Here is an 18,843-nt window from a genome sequence, read left to right on the forward strand (position 1 = left end):
GGCGGCCGCATTAATTTGCCCATGAACCTTACCCAATCCGCGAACCTCGAGCTGGACGGTTTCCATCCCGCCGTCAGCGCCTGGTTCAAGCGCACCTTTACCGCAGTGACCGCTGCCCAGGCCCGTGCCTGGCCGCTGATCGCCCGACGCCGCTCGACCCTGATCGCCGCCCCCACGGGCTCGGGCAAGACCCTCACCGCCTTTCTCGCGGTGATCGACGACCTGGTGCGCCAGGGGCTGGCCGAAGGCGGCCTGCCGGACGCGACCCTGGTGGTGTATGTCTCGCCGCTCAAGGCCTTGAGCAACGATATCCAGATCAATCTGCAGGAGCCGCTGGCCGGTATCACCGAGCAATTGCGCCTGATGGGCCTGCCACAGCTGTCGATCCGCACGGCGGTACGCACCGGCGACACTGCGCAGAAAGACCGCAACGCCATGCGCAAGCGTGCGCCGCAGATTCTCGTCACCACCCCGGAATCCCTCTATGTGCTGCTGGGCTCGGACTCTGGGCGAAAGATGCTGGCCAGCACCCGCAGCGTGATCGTCGACGAAATCCATGCCCTGGCCGGCAGCAAGCGCGGCAGCCACCTGGCCCTGAGCCTGGAGCGCCTGCAGGCCCTGTGCGCCGAGCCGCTGTTGCGCATCGGCCTGTCCGCCACGCAAAAGCCGATCGAGGCCGTTTCACGCTTCCTGGTGGGCCAGGGACGCCCCTGCGAAATCGTCGATATCGGCCATGCCCGGCCCCGAGACCTGGATATTGAAGTGCCGCCCGTGCCCTTGTCGGCGGTGATGGCCAATGATGTCTGGGAATTGCTCTACGAGCGCCTCGCCAGCCTGGCCCGGGAACACCGCACCACGCTGGTGTTCGTCAACACCCGGCGCCTGGCCGAGCGCCTGGCCCGGCACCTGAGCGAGCGCCTGGGCAAGCAGGCGGTGGCCGCGCACCACGGCAGCCTGGCCAAGGAACAGCGGCTGGAAGCCGAACAACGGCTCAAGGCCGGGGACCTGCAAGTCCTGATCGCTACCGCGTCGCTGGAGTTGGGGATCGATATCGGCGATGTCGAGCTGGTGTGCCAGATCGGCTCCCCGCGCTCGATTTCGGCGTTCCTGCAGCGGGTCGGCCGCTCCGGCCACCAAGTCGGTGGCACGCCGAAGGGCCGCCTGTTCGCCCTGACCCGGGACGACTTGATCGAATGTGCCGCCCTGCTCGATTGCGTGCGCCGGGGTGAGCTGGACAGCTTGCTGATCCCCCGTGCGCCGCTGGATGTGCTGGCCCAGCAGATCGTCGCCGAAGTCAGTTGCCAGGAATGGTCGGAGGCGGATCTGCTGGACATGCTGCGCCGGGCCTCGCCCTACGCCGAGCTGGACCCAGCCCATTACCAGGCGCTGCTGCAGATGCTTGCCGAAGGTTTCAACGGCCGCCAGGGATTGCGCAGCGCCTACCTGCACCGCGATGCACTGAGCCACACCTTGCGTGGGCGGCGGGGCGCCAAGCTGACGGCAGTCACCAGCGGCGGGACCATTCCCGACAACGCCGACTACAGCGTGCTGCTGGAACCCCAGGGCCTGAACATCGGCAGCGTCAACGAAGACTTTGCCGTGGAGAGCATTGCCGGTGACGTATTCCAGCTGGGCAACACCTCCTATCGCATCCTGCGGATCGAGACCGGCAAGGTGCGGGTCGAGGACGCCCAGGGCCAACCTCCGAATATTCCTTTCTGGCTGGGTGAAGCCCCGGGCCGCAGCGCCGAGCTGTCCAGCGCCGTGGCACGCTTGCTGGCTCAACTGGATGCGCTGCTCGGCGCCACGCCGGGCGATCTGCAAGCCGCCATCCATTGGTTGCAACAAACACTGGGGCTGAACCTCGCCAGCGCCGAGCAAATGGTGGACTACCTGGCCCCGGCCCGCCTGGCCCTGGGCGCCCTGCCGTCCCAGGACACGCTGATCATGGAGCGTTTCTTCGACGAGTCCGGTGGTACCCAACTGGTGATCCACAGCCCTTTGGGCAGCCGTATCAATCGCGCCTGGGGCCTGGCCCTGCGCAAGCGTTTCTGCCGCACCTTCAATTTCGAACTGCAGGCCGCCGCCAGCGAGGACGCCATTGTCCTGTCACTGTCCACCAGCCACAGCTTTGCCCTGGACGACGTCTGGCGCTACCTGCACAGCAACAGCGCCGAGCACATCCTGATCCAGGCCCTGCTGGATGCACCGCTGTTCGGTGTGCGCTGGCGCTGGAACGCCGGCGTGGCCCTGGCGCTGCCGCGCTACAGCGGCGGGCGCAAAGTGCCACCGCAGATCCAGCGGATGAAGAGCGAAGACCTGATCGCCAGCGTGTTTCCCGATCAGATCGCCTGCCTGGAAAACCTTGCCGGCGAGCGCGAGATTCCCGACCACCCCCTGGTGGAGCAGACCCTCGACGACTGCCTGCACGAGGCCATGGACAGCGAAGGCTGGCTGAACCTGCTGCGGCGCATGGAGCAGGGCCAGGTGCGCCTGCTCAGCCGCGACTTGCCCGCGCCTTCGCCATTGGCCGCGGAGATTCTCAGCGCCAAGCCCTACACCTTTCTCGACGATGCGCCCCTGGAAGAGCGCCGTACCCAAGCGGTGCTCGCCCGGCGCTGGAGCGATCCCACCGCCACCGACGACCTCGGTGCCCTGGACGCCGAAGCCATCGCAGCAGTAGCCGCAGAGGCCTGGCCGAACCCGACCCATGCCGATGAAATGCACGAAGCGCTGATGAGCCTGGCGGTTATCAGCCAGGCCGAAGCCGAGGCCAACCCGCAGTGGCTCGAATGGCTGGCAACCCTGGCCAGCCAAGGCCGCGCCGGCCTCTTGCAGGCAGCGCCCGAGCACGGATTGTGGCTGGCCCTGGAGCGTCTCAACTGCCTGCGGGCGCTGTATCCCGAGGCGCCGCTGCAGCCCGCCCTGCAGGCGGTGCCCGGTTTTGATCAGGCCTGGGAAACGCAACCCGCGCTGGTGGAAGTGATCCGCGCCCGGCTCAGCGGCTTCGCGCCCCTGACCCTGGCCCAGATCGCCGCCCCCCTGGCCTTGCCCCCTGAGCAGATCAGCCAGGCCCTGATCCAGCTCGAAACCGAAGGCTATGTGCTGCGGGGCCGCTTCCACCCCGGCGGCCAGGAAGAACAATGGTGCGAGCGACACTTGCTGGCGCGCATTCATCGCTACACGGTGAAACGCCTGCGGCGGGAGATCGAGCCAGTGGCGCTGCAGGACTTCATGCGTTTTCTGTTCGACTGGCAGCACCTGTCAGCGAGCACCCAGGGTCAAGGCAGCGCCATGCTGGCGCAGCTGGTCAATCAGTTCGAAGGCTACCCGGCCGCAGCCTCGGCCTGGGACAGCGACTTGCTGCCAGCCCGTATCAAGGACTACTCACCCGCCTGGCTGGACGAGTTGTGCCGCAGCGGCAAAGTCGTCTGGAGCCGGATCAGCAACGGCAAGAGCGCCGGCAATGCCTTGCGCAGCACGCCGATCGTGCTGCTGCCACGGGCCCAGGCCGCCCTCTGGAACAGCCTGACCTCCTCCGCCCCCCACAGCGAACTGTCACCCAAGGCACAGAAAGTCCACGCTGTGCTGAGCCAGCAGGGCGCGCTGTTTTTCGATGAGCTGCTGCATGAAGCCCATCTGCTACGCAGCGAACTGGAAACGGTGCTGCAGGAGCTGGTGGGAGCCGGGCTGGTGAATGCCGACAGCTTCGCCGGACTGCGGGCCCTGATCACGCCGGCGAGCAAGCGCCAGAATCGCAGCAGCCGGCGCGGGCGCGGGGCCTTTGTCGGCGGCATGGACGATGCCGGACGCTGGGCCCTGCTGCGGCGCGCTGCGCACCCGGATCCTGCGGCCACCCTGGAGCAGGTCGCCATGACCCTGCTACGACGTTACGGCGTGGTGTTCTGGCGCCTGCTGGAGCGTGAGGCGGAGTGGCTGCCCAGCTGGCGCGAACTGCTGCGCACCTTCCATCGGCTGGAGGCCCGCGGCGAGATTCGTGGCGGACGCTTTGTCAGCGGCCTGGCGGGAGAGCAATTCGCCCTGCCGGAAGCCATCCCGCTGTTGCGCGAAGTGCGGCGCCGTCCTTGTGACGGCAGCCTGGTCGCGGTCTGCGGCGTCGACCCGCTGAACCTGGCCGGCACCCTGCTGCCCGGGCCCAAGGTGCCGGCACTGAGCGGCAATCGCCTGGTGTATCGCGATGGCCTGCCGGCGGCTGCCGACATCGGCGGCACCCAGCACCTGTGGCTGGAGCTGGAACCCCAGGCCGCCCAGGCCCTGCGCAACAAGCTTATCCGGCACTGACCTCCCCCCGTAGGAGCCGGCTTGCCGGCGAAAGGGCCCGAAGCCCTGCGCCACATCCAGCGGCCTCTTCGCTGGCAAGCCAGCTCCTACACAGGCAGCAGGCGCCCTTCCAGACAACCCACGCCCACCCTCGTAGGAGCCGGCTTGCCGGCGAAGAGGCCCATGAGCCGTGCACCAGACCCAGCGGCCCTTACGCTGGCCGTCGTTGCGCAATCATTGCGGGCGTGGGGATTCGGGGAGCAGCAGCGCCGAGTCGTCCCGTTCCGGTTCGTCTTCATGCACCCGCCGCGCCGGTAACACCACCTGCTGTGGATAAGTCTGGGCGAAATGCACCCAGGGCGAGTTATCCACAAGCTTCTTCAAGCGCTGGTTGAACGCCCGATTCACCGCGTACTGACCTCCGGAAACGGTGCGGAACTGCGCCGTCAGGACCACGCCGTTGAGGTCCATCTTGTCCACCCCGAACACGTCCAGGGCGCCTTGCAGGTTGTACTTGAGAAAGGCGTCTTCGCTGATGGAGCGCCCGGCCTCGCGAATCAGCTCGATGGCCTGGTCGATGTCGGTGTCGTAGGTGAACTGCACCGAGAAGAAGGCATAGGCAAACTGCCGCGACTGGTTGGTGACCGCCTTGATCTGGCCGAACGGCACCGAATGCACGAAGCCCTTGCCGTCCCGCAGGCGCAAGGTGCGGATGGTCAGGCCCTCGACCGTGCCGGCATGGCCGGAGTCCAGTACCACCCAGTCGCCGATGGAGAGCGTGTCCTCGATGATGATGAACAGCCCGGTGATCACGTCCTGTACCAACTGCTGGGAACCGAAGCCTATGGCCAGGCCGACCACCCCGGCCCCCGCCAGCAGGGGGGCGACGTTGATCCCCAGGTTGGCCATGGTGGTGATGGCGCAGATCACCACCAGGATGATTTTGATCGCATTGCGCAGCAGCGGCAGGATGGTCTTGACCCGAGTGCTGGGCTGGCGCGCGGAGCGCTTGTTGACCGGCGGTTTCAGGGCCTCCTGGATCGCCGTGTCCAGCACCACCCACAACAGCCAGGTGACCAGGAAGATCAGGCCGATGCGGCTCAGGGAGTCGCTGATGGCCCGGCCCACGGTATTGCGCTGGGCAAACTCGAACAGTGAAAGCCCCCAGATGCGCCCGAGGATCTCGATGAAGGCGATGGCCATGACAATCCGCAGCACCGCATGCAACAGGCTCAGGAAGCGTTCCTTGTAGGCACTGCTGCGCTGGATCGACTGGGCGCTGCGGGACTTGAACAGATGCTGCAGCAGCGTACTGAGGAACACCGTGGCAATCAGCAGCACGGTGGTCAGCAAGGCGCAGCGCAAGGCTTTCTGGCTGTCTTCGCCGGCACCGATCAGGTTGATTGCCGAGACCAGCACCATCAGCAGGATCGGCCAGTACCAGAGCCCGGAAAAGATCCGCAAGGACTCCTGCAACGCCGGTTGCCTGAGGCGCTGGGACAAGGACCGATTGCGGATCAACTGTGCCACCGGTCGACGCAGGCGAATCACCAGCACGGCGAAGATCACCGAGGCCAGCAGGCCGGTGAATACCGCCACGCTACTGGTGATGTTGCCCCCCAACTGACGCGCGATCTGTGGGCTGGTCAGGGCATCGCTGAGGGCCGCAAGAAAGCCGATGAGAAACAGCGGCTTTGGGCAGTAGTCGCGGATGATCTGCACCGCCCGGCGCTTGTGCCCGAGGTTGAACATCACGATCAGGCACAGCAGCACCGAGGTCGAGACAATCCCGCTGCTGGTGGCATAGGCCAGGCACAGCGCCAGCGCCCGGCCCACCGACGCTTGCAGGGAATGGCTGACGTAGAGGGTCAACGGCAGGCAGATCAGCGCCGGTACCGTGTACGGCAACAGGTACTCCAGCAATCCCTGGGCCCGTGGGCGAGCGTTCAGCCAGCGTTGCCGGCTCAGGTAGCGCGCGCCCAACCCACCCAGCACCGTGAGCAGGGCAAAACCGCCGAGCCAGGTGCCGGACAGGGTCAGGAAATCTGCGGCGATGCTCCAGCCCGAACGCTGCGAAGGCTGATTGACCAGCCGCCCCACCTCATCTGCCGCGCGGTCGGCCCGCAGGCGCCAGGCATCGATCAGGCTCTGATTGAGGTCGAGCTTTTCCTGGACTTCATCGATGCTCGAACTGATGGCGCCGAGCAGTCCGCCCTCGACCAGCAACTCGGGTTTTTCCGCCGGCGCGGCGGTGGTTGGTGCGGTGGCGGCGTCCAGCTCGCTGCTGCCCAGACAGAGCAGCACCCCAAGCAAGATCGCGGTCTTGAAATTCAACACAACGCGGAGCTCCTTCAGCAGGGTCTGTAAGGAACTGATCAGCAAATGCCGGGCAAGTTCGCTTTGCCTGCAGGATGCTGCCGTCTGGCCCAGGGCTATCTTTGACCTGCAGGCAAATATCTTGTGTCGACAGGCCTATTTTTCCGCAAAAGCCGACAGCCGACACTGCGCGCCAACCTTCCCCTCACCGGAGTCGCAGTGATGCCCATTGCCTTGCTCGCGCTGACCCTCAGCGCTTTTGCCATCGGGACGACCGAGTTCGTCATCGTCGGCCTGTTACCCACCATCGGCAGCGACCTTGGGGTCAGCCTGCCGTCCGCCGGCCTGCTGGTCAGCCTCTACGCCCTGGGAGTCGCCATCGGTGCACCGCTGCTTACTGCCCTCACCGGCAAGGTTCCACGCAAGCTGTTGCTGCTGTCGCTGATGGTCCTGTTCACCCTCGGCAACCTGCTGGCCTGGAAGGCGCCGGGCTACGAATCCCTGGTACTGGCGCGGATTGTCACCGGCCTCGCCCACGGGGTGTTCTTCTCCATCGGCTCGACCATCGCCACCAGCCTGGTGCCCAAGGACAAGGCCGCCAGTGCGATTGCCATCATGTTCACCGGGCTGACCGTGGCCCTGGTCACCGGAGTGCCCCTGGGGACCTTGATCGGCCAGCATTTCGGCTGGCGGGAGACCTTCCTCGCCGTGTCCGCCCTGGGGGTGATCGCCTTCATGGGCAGCCTGCTCTATGTGTCGAAGACCATCGCCCATAGCCCGCCGGCCTCGCTGCTTGAGCAACTGCAGGTGCTCAAGCAGCCACGCCTGCTGCTGGTGTACGCCATGACCGCCGTCGGCTATGGCGGCTCGTTCATCGCCTTCACCTTCCTCGCGCCGATTCTCCAGGACATCTCCGGCTTTGGCGCCAGCACTGTCAGCCTGGTGTTGCTGGTGTACGGCGTCTCGGTGGCGCTGGGCAATATCTGGGGCGGCAAGCTGGCGGACCGCCGCGGTCCGATCGGCGCGCTGAAGCTGATCTTCGCCCTGCTGGCCGCCGTGCTGCTGATGCTCAGCTTCACCGCCAGCAATCCTTGGCTGGCGCTGCTCACCGTGCTGCTGTGGGGCGCCGTGGCCTTCGGCAACGTGCCGGGCCTGCAGGTCTATGTGGTGCGCCAGGCCGAGCACTACACGCCCCAGGCGGTGGACGTGGCCTCGGGACTGAACATCGCGGCCTTCAACCTGGGGATCGCGGGGGGCGCCTGGCTGGGGGGATTGATCGTCACTCACCTGGGGCTGATCCACACCGCCTGGATTGGTGCCCTGGTGGTGCTGGTGGCCCTGGCACTGACCGCCTGGAGTGGGCGCCTGGATCGCCTCGGCCCGGTGTTCGCCGAGCCTGCCGCCGGCAACCCCCGTGTAGTGCCCGGGCACTGATTACAGCCTTTCTTATCTGCAGCTACCGGCACTGCACCGCGTGACCGGCCCCAAAGGCCGGCACCGGCCAGACTGCAGAAGCGGGCCTAGGGGCTTATTGCCCCTCGGCTTGGCGCAGCAGGGGCGACACCAAAGCGGTTGCGGTATTCACTGGGGGCCAGGCCGGTGATTTTCCGGAACAGGCTGCGAAAGGTTGCCGGGTCCTGGTAACCCACGGTCCAGGCGATGTGGTCGATGGTGCCGTTGGTGAACTCGAGCAGTTCCCGGGCCTTGCCCACTCGCAGGTGCTGGCAGTACTGCGTCGGCTTGAGGCCGGTGGCGGCGCGGAACCGGCGCAACAGGGTGCGCTCTTCAAGCCCCGCCTGTTGCGCCATCACCGGTAGCGATACGTCCACCGCGCCATTGGCTTGCAGCCAGTGCTGCAACTTGAGGATTGCCGCGTCGCCGTGATTGAGGATGGGGGCGAAGTTGCTGCCGCATTGGCTGGCGCTGTCACTGTGCTCCATCACCAGAAAGCGCGCAGTGGCACTGGCAATGCCCGGGCCCAGCAAGCGGTCCACCAGGCGCAGCCCCAACTCGGCCCAGGCCATCAGGCCGGCCGTGGTGATCAGGTCGCCGTCATCGACTATGGGTTTGTCGGCCTCGAGCCGCACCTGTGGATAACGGGCGGCAAAGGCCTGCGCCGAAGTCCAGTGAGTGGTGGCGCCGCGCCCATCGAGCAGGCCGCTTTCGGCCAGCAGGATCGAGCCGACACAGACCCCGCCCAAGGTGGCGCCAGCCGCATGCTGCTGACGCAGCCAGGTCACCACGGCGGCAGATGACTGGCTGGCGGAAAAACCTTCCAGTGACGGTGGAATCACCACCGCCAGCAGGCTCCCGGGCACTCCCGCCCGGCTGTCGTAGATTCGCCTCGGAGCCTGTTCGCCAGCCGCCTGCCAATGGCTGACCCGCAACTGCGGCAGTTGCGCCTGGGGCTGCTCGCTGGCCATCCGATTGGCCACCTCGAACAGATCGGTCAGACCGTGCACCGCGGCCATCTGCACCCCTGGATAAAGCAGTACGCCCAGTTCAGCGACCGTGCCTTGAATGCCCACTGTCAGTTTTCCCCTCGTTAATGTCGGTGCAGCCAATCCTCCCGGGAGTGGCTGGCATCGATACTGGCCCCCACGTTACCCACTCACTTGGAGGCACCACCCATGGCCAAACAGGCGCTCATCGTAATCGATATCCAGAACGACTACTTCGCCGGCGGCAAGTGGCCGCTGGTCGACGTCGACGCCGCCGCAGACAACGCCGCAAGGCTGATCCAGGCCTTTCGTCAGCAGGGGCAAGCGGTGGTGCACATCCGCCACGAATTCACCTCCGACAGCGCGCCGTTCTTCACCCCGGGCTCCGAAGGGGCACGCCTGCACGCCAAGGTACTGAACCGTCCGGACGAGCCGGTGGTGCTCAAGCATTTCGTCAATTCGTTCCGCGAAACCTCCTTGCAATCGATCCTTCAGGAACAGGGCATCGACGCACTGGTCATCATTGGCAACATGAGTCACATGTGCGTGGAAGGCACCGCCCGGGCCGCCGCCGATCTCGGCTACCCGGTGACGGTGATCCACGACGCCTGCGCCACCCTCGACCTGGAGTTCAACGGCCAACAGGTAGCGGCTGCACAGGTTCAAGGCGCGGTGATGTCAGCCCTGGCCTTCGCCTACGCCAGCGTCCTCTCCACCGAGGCGTTCCTGGCTGCCTGAAGAGTCGCAGAAACCTGAACACTGCGGTGGGAGCGGCCCACCGCAGCCTTGGCATCAGCTGGCATCGTTCGCGGCGGATGAATATCCAGGCACGCATGAGGTGCAACTTCATCCAGTATTAGCGGAGCAACTTTTACCCTGAATAAAACACGAATGATTCTTATTATTTAAACAAAATAAAACCAACACAAACCCAACGAGCCGACAAATAATCACGCCCCATAAATAGCACTACTGGCAAGCCAGCTATTCAATAGCTGACTAATAGATATTGTCGACCACCTTATTATTTCAATTTCTACTTTGACGTTTACAAGGTCCCGGACCAGGCCTCATAACATCGCCTCTTATAAACCCCGCCCATTAGTTCTTAATATTCAAAAAAACCATATAGCCAAAGCTAATATTATTTATAGCAAAATTTAAAAAGCTCCCTGACTCATCGACAACCACCCCGTATTCATTGGCGGAAAAGCCACACGGCAAAGCCAGCCCGGCAACTTCCCCCGGTCCTCCCAAGCGCAGCAACACCGTCAAGCCATACTTTCCCAACGCGCCACAAAACCGCCTTGCAAGCCACTTCTACAAGGCTTACTTGCAAAAGCTCCGGCCTTGACTAAGTTGATAGCTACTCGCCACTGAAGTGCTCTTCAGCTGCCAGAAAACCAATAATATCGTCGAGGAACTCAATAACCGAACGCCCTCCCAGCCCCACCCAGCTGACACAGACATGGAATGAGTCATATCAATCAAGAGGGACGCTTGATGAAGCGCAGCTTGTTGCCTCGTGCCTTCTCGCTAAAGGGTACAGCCGAAAACTACTGGCTTTCGTTATTGCTGTTCTCGGTCCTGGTGGTCGCCAGTTTCCTGCTGTTTGAACAGCAGATCCAGGCACTGCTGAATCAACTGGGCAGCTTCCTCCCGACCGACCCCGTGCAGCGCCTGAGCCTGGCCCTGCTGCTGGTGGCCTTGCTGGCGCTGGACGTACTGCTGCCAGTGCCCTCCAGCCTGGTGGCACTGCTGGCCGTCGCGGCCCTCGGAGCCCTGGGCGGCTACCTGGTGATCTTTATCGGCCTGTGCCTCGGCGCCTGCCTGGGCTACTGGCTCGGGGCCGGCTACTTCCGCCTGCTCTCCAGCTGGCTGGGGCTCAGGACCTGGCAACCCGGGCAACTGGCCTACCGCCTCAGTACCTTGTCGCTGATCTGCCTGCGCGGCGTTCCGGTACTGGCGGAGACCTCGGTGCTGGCGGCCGGCATGCAACGCTATCCACTGCGCCAGTTCCTGCTGGTCACCACCCTGGCCAACGCCGGGCTGGCCCTGGCCTACGCCGCCATCGGCAGCCTCCTGGTGGAACAGAACGCCCTGCTGGCGACCCTGCTCGCCAGCATGGTCCTGCCGGGCCTGCTGCTGGGGGCCCGGAGCCTGTTCAAACCTCGCATCGTGCAACCCGAGCTTGATCAAGCCCGCCCTCTGGAGGGCCGCTTCGAGGTGAGCTACCACTACCCGGTGCTGTTCACCGATCACCTGTTCCAGGTGGCCAACCCTTGCCTGCACCAGCAACTTACCCAGCAGCACCCGGGGCGCACCACCGTGCTGGTGTTTGCCGATGAACAACTGCTGCTGTGCTCCCCAGGTTTGCCGCACCAGATAAACGCCTACTTCAGCGCCCATGCCAGCGACCTGCACCTGCAAGCCGCACCGATCCCGGTACCGGCGGGGGAGCTGAGCAAGACTCCGGATGTGCTCCAGCAGCTGTACGCCCACATGCTGGAACACGGCCTGGATCGACACTGCTACGTCCTGGCCCTGGGCGGCGGCGCGGTGCTGGACGCCGTGGGCTACGCCTGCGCGACCTTCCACCGGGGGATGCGCCTGGTCCGCATCCCGACCACAGTGCTGGCCCAGAACGATGCCGGCATCGGCGTGAAGAACGGCATCAACGCCTTCGCCCAGAAAAACCTGCTGGGGGCCTTCTATCCGGCCACGGCAGTGATCAATGACTTCCAGTTGCTGCTCAGCCTGTCCCCCCGGGACCAGATCGCCGGCCTGGCCGAGGCGGTGAAGGTCGCCGTGATCAAGGACGGTGCGTTCTTCCAGTGGATGGAACAGCAGGCCGAGGCCCTGGCGTCGTTCGAACACAACGCCAGCCGCTACGCCATCCGCCGTTGCGCCGAGCTGCACCTGGGCCATATCACCGGCGCCGGCGACCCCTTCGAGCGCGGCAATGGCCGGCCCCTGGACTACGGCCACTGGGCCGCGCACAAACTGGAAAACCTCAGCCAGCACCGCTTGCGCCATGGCGAGGCCGTGGCGGTGGGCATGGCCCTGGATGCGCTCTACGCCAACGCCACCGGCTTGCTGTGCAACGCACAGACCCAGCGCCTGCTGCAACTGCTGGACAAGCTCGGCTTCAACCTGTGCCCGCCGGAACTGGCGCTCAAGGACAGCCAGGGCCGCTCCCTGCTTCTGCTCGGGCTGGAAGAGTTTCGCCAGCACCTGGGAGGCCAGCTGTCGATCCCGATGCTCAATCGCCTGGGCCAGTCCATCGATGTGCACCACATCGACACGCCGATGATGGAGCAGGCATTGCTGCGACTGGCCAGCTTTGGCGGACCGGACTTCGTCTGGGGCGAGGGCTGCACACAATGAGCCCCTCTGCCCTGAACACCTGGCTGACCCTGGGTCGGGTCTCCAACCTGCCGACGGTCTGGACCAACGCCCTGGCGGCCGCCCTGCTGGCCAGCAGCGCCACCACCCTGGCTCCGCCCTCGCCGCTGGTCTGGACCTTGCTGCTGCTGGCGCTCTCGGCGTTGTACCTGGCAGGCATGCTGCTCAACGACCTGCTGGATGCCGACTGGGACCAGCAACATCACAACCCGCGGCCCATTGTCCTGGGGCTGGTCAGCCGCACTCAGGTGAGCCTGGCCACCGCCGCTCTGCTGCTGTTGGCGACGCTCTCGGTGCTGGGCCTCAGCCACCTGATCGCCCAGCCCCACTGGCTGCTGGCCAGTGCCGGGTTACTGCTGCTGTTCATCCTGGCCTACAACCTGCTGCACAAGAAATATCCCCACAGCGTCTGGCTCATGGGCGGCTGTCGCTCGGCCCTGTACCTGACCGCCGCCGCCAGCCTGGCCATGCCGCCACAGCCCTTGTGGCTGTGCGCCGCACTGCTGGGCGTGTACATCGCCGGCCTGACCTATCTGGCCCGCCTGGAACACCGCAACCAGTTGCTCAGCCGCCTGCCGCTGCTGCTGATGCTCAGCCCCCTGCTCCTGGCCGCCTATGCCGACAACAGCGTGTTCTGGCTGGTACTTCTGCTGTGGCTGGGCTGGCTCGGCTGGCATTACTGGCGCCACCTGGCCAACCCGCAGCAGCGACAGATCCGCGCCTTCATCGGCGCCGGACTGGCCGCCCTGCCACTGTTCGACGCCCTGGTGCTGGCCCTGGCCCACCAGCCCCTGGGCAGCCTGCTGTGCGTGCTGGTGTTCTTCCTGCTTCCCCACCTTCAACGCTGGATCAAGCCGACATGAGCATGGACCTCGCCTCTACCGCCGCGCCTTCACTGACCCTGCGCCACCAGGCCTTTGTCGAGCGCCAGCGCCTGCTCGACCGGCAGTTGGACGACGACACTCGCCGCTGGTGGCAAGAGCGCCTCGAACAACTGGCCCAGCAGCCTAGCGCCAACACCCTGATGCTGCTCAGCAGCCAGTGCAAGCGCCGCCTCGGTGACACGCCGCTGGCCGAGGCCCAGGGGTGGAACCGCACCCAGCTGGCGCGGGCGCTGTTGCTGGCAGGGCTGCTCGAACAACAGGCCGGCGCCGAACAACTGCCGCTGCTGCGGCAGTTGTTTCTCTGGGGCGACGACCAGGAAAAAAGCGTCCTGCTCAAGGTCCTGGACGACCTGGACACACAAGGGGCCAGCCTCGACCTGGCACTCCAGGCTGGGCGCACCAACAACCGCGAGGTGTTCGCCGCCATCGCCCTGGACAACCCCTTCCCCGCTCGCCACTACCAGGACCGGGCCTTCCACCAACTGGTGCTCAAGACCCTGGGCATGGGCCTGGACAGCAGGCGCATCAGCGGTCTGGCCCAGCGCCAGAGCGTCGACCTCAACCAACTGGCCCTGGAACACATGGAGGAGCAATTGGCGGCGGACCGCAGCGTCAGCGACAGCCTGCCCCGGGTCATTGCCTTCGAGCTACTGAGCCAGGCCCAGCGCCAGCGCCTGCGCGGCCTGTGCCAGCAGCAGCGCCTGGCGTCGCACTGGCTCCAACACTTCCCGCCCGAGGCCTGAAAAACCCCGGGCCGGGCCCAGTCGTATCCACTACCCCATCAGGAACTCATCATGCTGAAGTACTTCGACCCGCACATTCATATGGTCAGCCGTACCACCGACGACTATCAGAACATGGCCGCCGCCGGCATCACCGGGGTGATCGAGCCGGCATTCTGGCAAGGCCAGGCGCGTACCAGCGTCGGCAGCTTCATCGACTACTTCGATACCCTGCTGGGCTGGGAACGCTTTCGCGCCAGCATGTTCGGCATCCACCATTTCTGCACCATCGGCCTGAACCCCAAGGAAGCCAACGACCTGTCGGTGGCCAACGAGGTGCTGGAGATCCTGCCGCGCTACCTGATCAAGGACGGTGTCGTCGCCGTGGGCGAGATCGGCTACGACGACATCACCCCGGAGGAAGATCGCTTTCTCGCCGCGCAACTGGAGCTGGCCAGGCAGTTCAACCTGCCGGTGCTGGTGCACACCCCGCACCGGGACAAGATCGGCGGTACCAAACGCACCCTGGCAGTGATTCGCGAGGTGGGCATCGCCGAGCACCTGGTGATCATCGACCACCTCAACGAACTGACCTTGCCGCTGGTACTCGACAGCGACTGCTGGCGCGGCCACTCCATCTATCCCAACACCAAGATGTCCGAGCAACGCATGGTGGCCCTGCTCCAGGAGTACGGCACCGAGAAGATGGTGGTCAACAGCGCCGCCGACTGGGGCATCAGCGATCCATTGAAGGTGCCCAAGACCGGCCAGGCGATGCTCGCCGCCGGCTTCAGCGAGGCCCAGGTGGAACAGGTGCTGTTCCACAATCCGGTGGACTTCTTCGCCCAGAGCGGGCAGTTGGACAAGCAGTTGGTAAGCTCCCCGCTGCCCATCGACCAGCGCCGCCAGTGGCAGGACAACTCTGCCCTGCGGGGCCAGGAACCGGTGATCAAATGAGTGCCCGGGGCGGTTGGAGCGCCGCGCAGATCGGCTATTGCAGCAACGTGCACCCGGCCCGTGACGTGGCCGGCCTGCAGGCATCGATCCAGGAACACTTCCAGGGCGTGCGGCGCCAGCGTGGGCTGGCGGTCCAGGACAGTGGGTTGTGGATCAGCGCCCAGGCGGCTGCCGAACTGCAGCAACCGCAAGTGCGCGAAGCCCTCCTCGGGACGCTGCACGACTGCGGAGTGCGCCTGACCTCCCTCAACGGTTTTCCCTATGGCCAGTTCCACCAGGGCGCGGTGAAGGCCGAGGTCTACCAGCCGACCTGGGCCGAGCCGCAGCGCCTGGAGTACAGCTTGCAGCTGGCGCACTTTCTGGCCCTCGCGCTGCCCTTGGACTGCCAGCAAGGGGTGATCTCCAGCGTGCCTTTGGGCTATGCCGCGACCTGGGACGAGGCCCAGCAGCAAAGAGCCGAAGAGCAGTTGCGGCAACTGACCGCCGAGCTTGCCAGCCTGCACCGGCACAGCGGCAAGAAGATCCTCCTGTGCCTGGAAATGGAGCCTGACTGCGTACTGGAAAACACCGACCAGGCCCTCGCCTTTTTCAAGCGCTGGCAGGCCAGTGATCCCCATCACGCCTACCTGGCGCTGTGTTTCGATGTCTGCCACCAGGCGGTGGTTTTCGAGGACTGCTATCAGTCCCTGCAACGGCTGCTGGAAGCGCGGGTGCCGGTGGGCAAGATCCAGCTGTCCAACGCCCTGATCTGCCAGTTGCCCCTTGCCGACCGCCAGCGCCGCGAACAGGTGCTGCAGGCCCTGGGCAAGTTTGCCGAGGCCACCTACCTGCATCAGGTGAAAGCCCGGGATACCCGCGGACAACTGCTGGCCTGGGCCGACCTGCCCGCCGCGCTGCAGGCGATCGAGCCGGCACAGGGACAATGCCCCGAACTGCGGATTCACTTCCATGTGCCGTTGTTCAGTGAGCAGTTCCTGCTGGCCGAGCTCAGTGGCAGCCAGCAGGCCCTGATGCGCACCTTCGACTTTCTGGCCCGACACCCGCACTTCCAACCGGTGCTGGAGGTGGAGACCTACAGCTGGAACGTACTGCCCGGCGCCCTGCGCCCGGACACCGAACAGGCGCTGCTGCACGGCATCGCGGCCGAGTTGCAATGGGTCGAGGCGCAACTGCACCAGCGGCATCTGCTGCGCACCCTGCACTCCTCCCTGGAGGCGTCCGCCCATGCCCTCTGAGCCCCTGCGCCAACCCTTGCTGCTGATCAATGTGGTCGGGCTGACCCCAAGCCTGCTGGGGCCGGCCACGCCACGGATCAACGCCCTGCTGCAGCGCGCCCGCATGGCCAGTCTGCGCCCGGTATTTCCCGCCGTGACCTCGACGGTGCAGGCCTCGATCCTCACCGGCCTGCCGCCTTCGGGGCACGGCGTCGTCGGCAACGGTTGGTATTTTCGCGATCAGGCCGAAGTGCGCTTCTGGCTGCAGCCCAATGCCCTGATCCAGGGGGAAAAGGTCTGGCAGACCTTGCAGCGGGAAATCCCCGGCCTGCGCTGCAGCCAGCTGTTCTGGTGGTTCAACATGTACGCCGAGGTGCAGGCGGCCATTACCCCCCGGCCTCACTACCCGGCCGATGGGCGCAAGATGTTCGGCCTGTACTCGTCCCCGATGGACCTGCACCAGCGCATCGAGCAACAGATCGGCGAATTCCCCTTTCCGAGTTTCTGGGGACCGGCGGCAGGTATTGCCTCCAGCCGCTGGATCGTCGACTGCGCCATCGCCGAGTTCCAGATCAACCGGCCCGACCTGCAATTGATCTACCTCCCGCACCTGGACTACAGCCTGCAGCGCCTGGGACCGGAGCACCCGTCCATCAGCGACGAAGTGCGGGCCATCGATCACCAGGTCGGGCGCCTGCTGGACTTTGCCCAACAGCAAGGCGCGGCGGTGATGCTGGTCTCCGAATACGGCATCGAAGCCGTGCAGCAATCGATCTCCATCAACCGCTTGCTGCGCGAGCAAGGCCTGCTGCAGGTACGCCGCTCCCTGAGCTGGGAATTGCTCGACCCCGGCGCCAGCGCGGCCTTTGCCGTGGCCGACCACCAGATCGCTCACATCTACGTGCGCCGCCCCGAGGACATTGCCCAGGTCAAGGCGCTGTTGCAGCGCCAGCCCGGCATCGAGCAGGTACTGGACAAGAGCGAACAGCGCGCCTGGCAGCTCGATCACCCGCGCAGCGGCGAGCTGGTGGCCGTGGCGGCCGCGGGCTTCTGGTTCGATTACTACTACTGGTTCGACGACCGACTGGCCCCGGACTTCGCCCGTACCGTGGATATCCATCGCAAGCCAGGCTACGACCCGCTGGAGTTGTTCATCGACCCGGCGATCCGTTTTCCCAAGCTGCGGGTCGCCCGCCGCCTGCTGCAGAAGAAGCTCGGCTTTCGCTACTACATGGACCTGATCCCCCTGGACACCCGACTGATTCGCGGCAGCCATGGACGCTTGCCGAGCAACGAGCAGGTCGGCCCCCTGCTGATCACCGATTGCGATTTACCACTGCCGGCCACCCTGCCGGTCACGGCGGTAAAGCACCTGCTCCTAGAGCATTTCCTAGGGCGCCCCTATGACGATACGGCTCAGGCCAAGGAGATTCCATGCGGCGAACCATCCCTATAGTCGTGCTGAGTGTGTTGAGCGGACTTGCTCAGGCACAGGGCTCGAACAACGTTGAGTGCAACAATTTCCTCAGCTTCGCGAACGACCCCAGCGGCACCCTGGCCACCTTCAAGCAGAACCCGGAGGCCATGGCCTGGAACTGGTTCGTCTGCCTCAACCGGCAGGATGCCAGGCAAGGCAGCTATCGGGTCTGGGAGACCTTCAAGCCAGACGATCAGGTCTACCTGTTGAAAGGCGCCGAACCACTGCCCTACAGCTCTCGGGAGAACTTGCCGAGCCAGGTGACACAACTGGCGCAACAGCAGGGCATGGATCCCCAGGGGCTGTTCCAGTTTCTGGGCAATGACACCCCCGGCAGCCCACAGAACGGTATCCAGCAGGTCGATGGCCTGGCCTTGAAGATGAACCCCAACCCGCCGGTTCCGCCCTCGGACAAGGAACAGCTGGTGCGCTTTCACCTGATGATGGGCGAGGACACCTTCAACTACATCGTCACAAACAAGATCTACAACCGCGATGGCCTGGCCAAACTGACCAGCAACCTGGACTTTCCGGCCACCGCCTGGGAACTGAAGACCTCCTGGTTCTGGATCGGCACCAATCAGGGCTTCAAGTCCCAACTGGCCAAGGACGGGTATTACATCTCCCAAGCCTATTACGTGAACAGCACCGGCCAGTATCAGGTGGGCTATGCCGCCCTGAGCGGCATGCACGTGATCAACAAGCTGACCCCGGACTGGGTCTGGACCACCTTCGAAAACCGCAACAACCCCAAGTACACCGTCACCAACGACTCGCCACCCAAGGCCATGACCAACACCACCGGCCCCACCGAGGCGGCCAAGCCGGTGAACAGCAGTTACCAGCAGCAGTACCCGGAACTGGCCCAGTACGAATTGATCGGCGTGCAGTACGACCACACCCTGCCCGATCCCAAACTGCTGGCCAACTCCCAGCTGGAATCGGCCTTCCAGGGCACCTCTTCGTGCCTGGCCTGCCACAGCACCGCGGCCTATTCGACGCAGAAGAACAACTTCTTCTCGTTCAACCTCGATAACAGCGGCGGAATCCTCTACCCCACCAGCGTGCTGCCGGACAAAGACTTCATCGGTTATCAAAAACTGGACTATGTCTGGTCGCTCAAACGCGCCCAGTGGAAACGCTAAG

13 protein-coding genes are annotated in these 18,843 nt (G+C 64.9%); 10 read left to right on the forward strand and 3 right to left on the reverse strand.

Annotated features, from left to right (window positions below):
• Positions 1-21: 21 nt before the first annotated feature.
• Positions 22-4,302 (forward strand): DEAD/DEAH box helicase, encoded by a 4,281-nt coding sequence (locus tag ACZ5BO_RS31250; protein WP_464697390.1) that lies wholly within the window; start codon positions 22-24, stop codon positions 4,300-4,302.
• Positions 4,303-4,515: 213 nt separating this feature from the next.
• Here ACZ5BO_RS31250 and ACZ5BO_RS31255 read toward each other — a convergent pair whose 3' ends face one another.
• Entirely contained in the window at positions 4,516-6,618 is a 2,103-nt protein-coding gene (locus ACZ5BO_RS31255) for a mechanosensitive ion channel family protein (protein ID WP_464697391.1), read from the reverse strand.
• Positions 6,619-6,819: 201 nt separating this feature from the next.
• On the opposite strand from ACZ5BO_RS31255, the gene ACZ5BO_RS31260 reads away from it, so the two are divergent.
• Positions 6,820-8,031 carry an MFS transporter gene (locus tag ACZ5BO_RS31260; RefSeq protein WP_464697392.1) on the forward strand — a complete coding sequence of 404 codons (1,212 nt, stop codon included), beginning with the start codon at positions 6,820-6,822 and terminating at the stop codon, positions 8,029-8,031.
• 86 nt (positions 8,032-8,117) lie between these two features.
• Here the strand turns inward: ACZ5BO_RS31260 and ACZ5BO_RS31265 are convergent, their stop codons facing one another.
• The gene (locus ACZ5BO_RS31265; protein WP_371261314.1) at positions 8,118-9,068 is read right to left on the reverse strand and encodes a GlxA family transcriptional regulator; all 951 of its coding nucleotides are present in this window, start codon (positions 9,066-9,068) and stop codon (positions 8,118-8,120) included.
• Between the two features lie 159 nt (positions 9,069-9,227).
• On the opposite strand from ACZ5BO_RS31265, the gene ACZ5BO_RS31270 reads away from it, so the two are divergent.
• Positions 9,228-9,776, forward strand: coding sequence for a cysteine hydrolase family protein (locus ACZ5BO_RS31270; protein ID WP_464697393.1), 549 nt, complete (start codon positions 9,228-9,230; stop codon positions 9,774-9,776).
• A 363-nt stretch (positions 9,777-10,139) separates the two neighbouring features.
• Here the strand turns inward: ACZ5BO_RS31270 and ACZ5BO_RS31275 are convergent, their stop codons facing one another.
• Positions 10,140-10,313, reverse strand: coding sequence for a hypothetical protein (locus tag ACZ5BO_RS31275; RefSeq protein WP_157838097.1), 174 nt, complete (start codon positions 10,311-10,313; stop codon positions 10,140-10,142).
• Between the two features lie 228 nt (positions 10,314-10,541).
• Here ACZ5BO_RS31275 and ACZ5BO_RS31280 point away from each other — a divergent pair, with 228 nt between their 5' ends.
• From ACZ5BO_RS31280 to ACZ5BO_RS31310, 7 genes are read left to right on the forward strand one after another with little or no spacing between them, the layout of a single operon-like run.
• Positions 10,542-12,425, forward strand: coding sequence for a 3-dehydroquinate synthase (locus ACZ5BO_RS31280; protein WP_464697394.1), 1,884 nt, complete (start codon positions 10,542-10,544; stop codon positions 12,423-12,425).
• The gene (locus ACZ5BO_RS31285; RefSeq protein ID WP_029978464.1) at positions 12,422-13,306 is read left to right on the forward strand and encodes a UbiA family prenyltransferase; all 885 of its coding nucleotides are present in this window, start codon (positions 12,422-12,424) and stop codon (positions 13,304-13,306) included. Before ACZ5BO_RS31280 ends, ACZ5BO_RS31285 begins: the two co-directional genes overlap by 4 nt.
• Positions 13,303-14,070, forward strand: a complete 768-nt coding sequence (locus ACZ5BO_RS31290) for an EboA domain-containing protein (RefSeq protein ID WP_464697395.1) — start codon at positions 13,303-13,305, stop codon at positions 14,068-14,070. Before ACZ5BO_RS31285 ends, ACZ5BO_RS31290 begins: the two co-directional genes overlap by 4 nt.
• 51 nt (positions 14,071-14,121) lie before the next feature.
• A complete protein-coding gene (locus tag ACZ5BO_RS31295) occupies positions 14,122-15,006 on the forward strand; it encodes a TatD family hydrolase (RefSeq protein WP_025129384.1) in 885 nt (294 codons plus the stop codon).
• The gene (gene eboE / locus ACZ5BO_RS31300) at positions 15,003-16,241 is read left to right on the forward strand and encodes a metabolite traffic protein EboE (RefSeq protein WP_464697396.1); all 1,239 of its coding nucleotides are present in this window, start codon (positions 15,003-15,005) and stop codon (positions 16,239-16,241) included. The genes ACZ5BO_RS31295 and eboE overlap by 4 nt, the downstream gene beginning before the upstream one ends.
• On the forward strand, positions 16,231-17,676 hold the full coding sequence (locus ACZ5BO_RS31305) for an alkaline phosphatase family protein (protein ID WP_464697397.1): 1,446 nt from the start codon (positions 16,231-16,233) through the stop codon (positions 17,674-17,676). The genes eboE and ACZ5BO_RS31305 overlap by 11 nt, the downstream gene beginning before the upstream one ends.
• Complete coding sequence (locus tag ACZ5BO_RS31310; protein ID WP_025129387.1) at positions 17,655-18,842, forward strand: hypothetical protein; 1,188 nt, start codon at positions 17,655-17,657, stop codon at positions 18,840-18,842. Before ACZ5BO_RS31305 ends, ACZ5BO_RS31310 begins: the two co-directional genes overlap by 22 nt.
• The last annotated feature ends 1 nt before the right edge of the window (position 18,843 follow it).

The organism is Pseudomonas sp. FFPRI_1 (assembly GCF_055384485.1).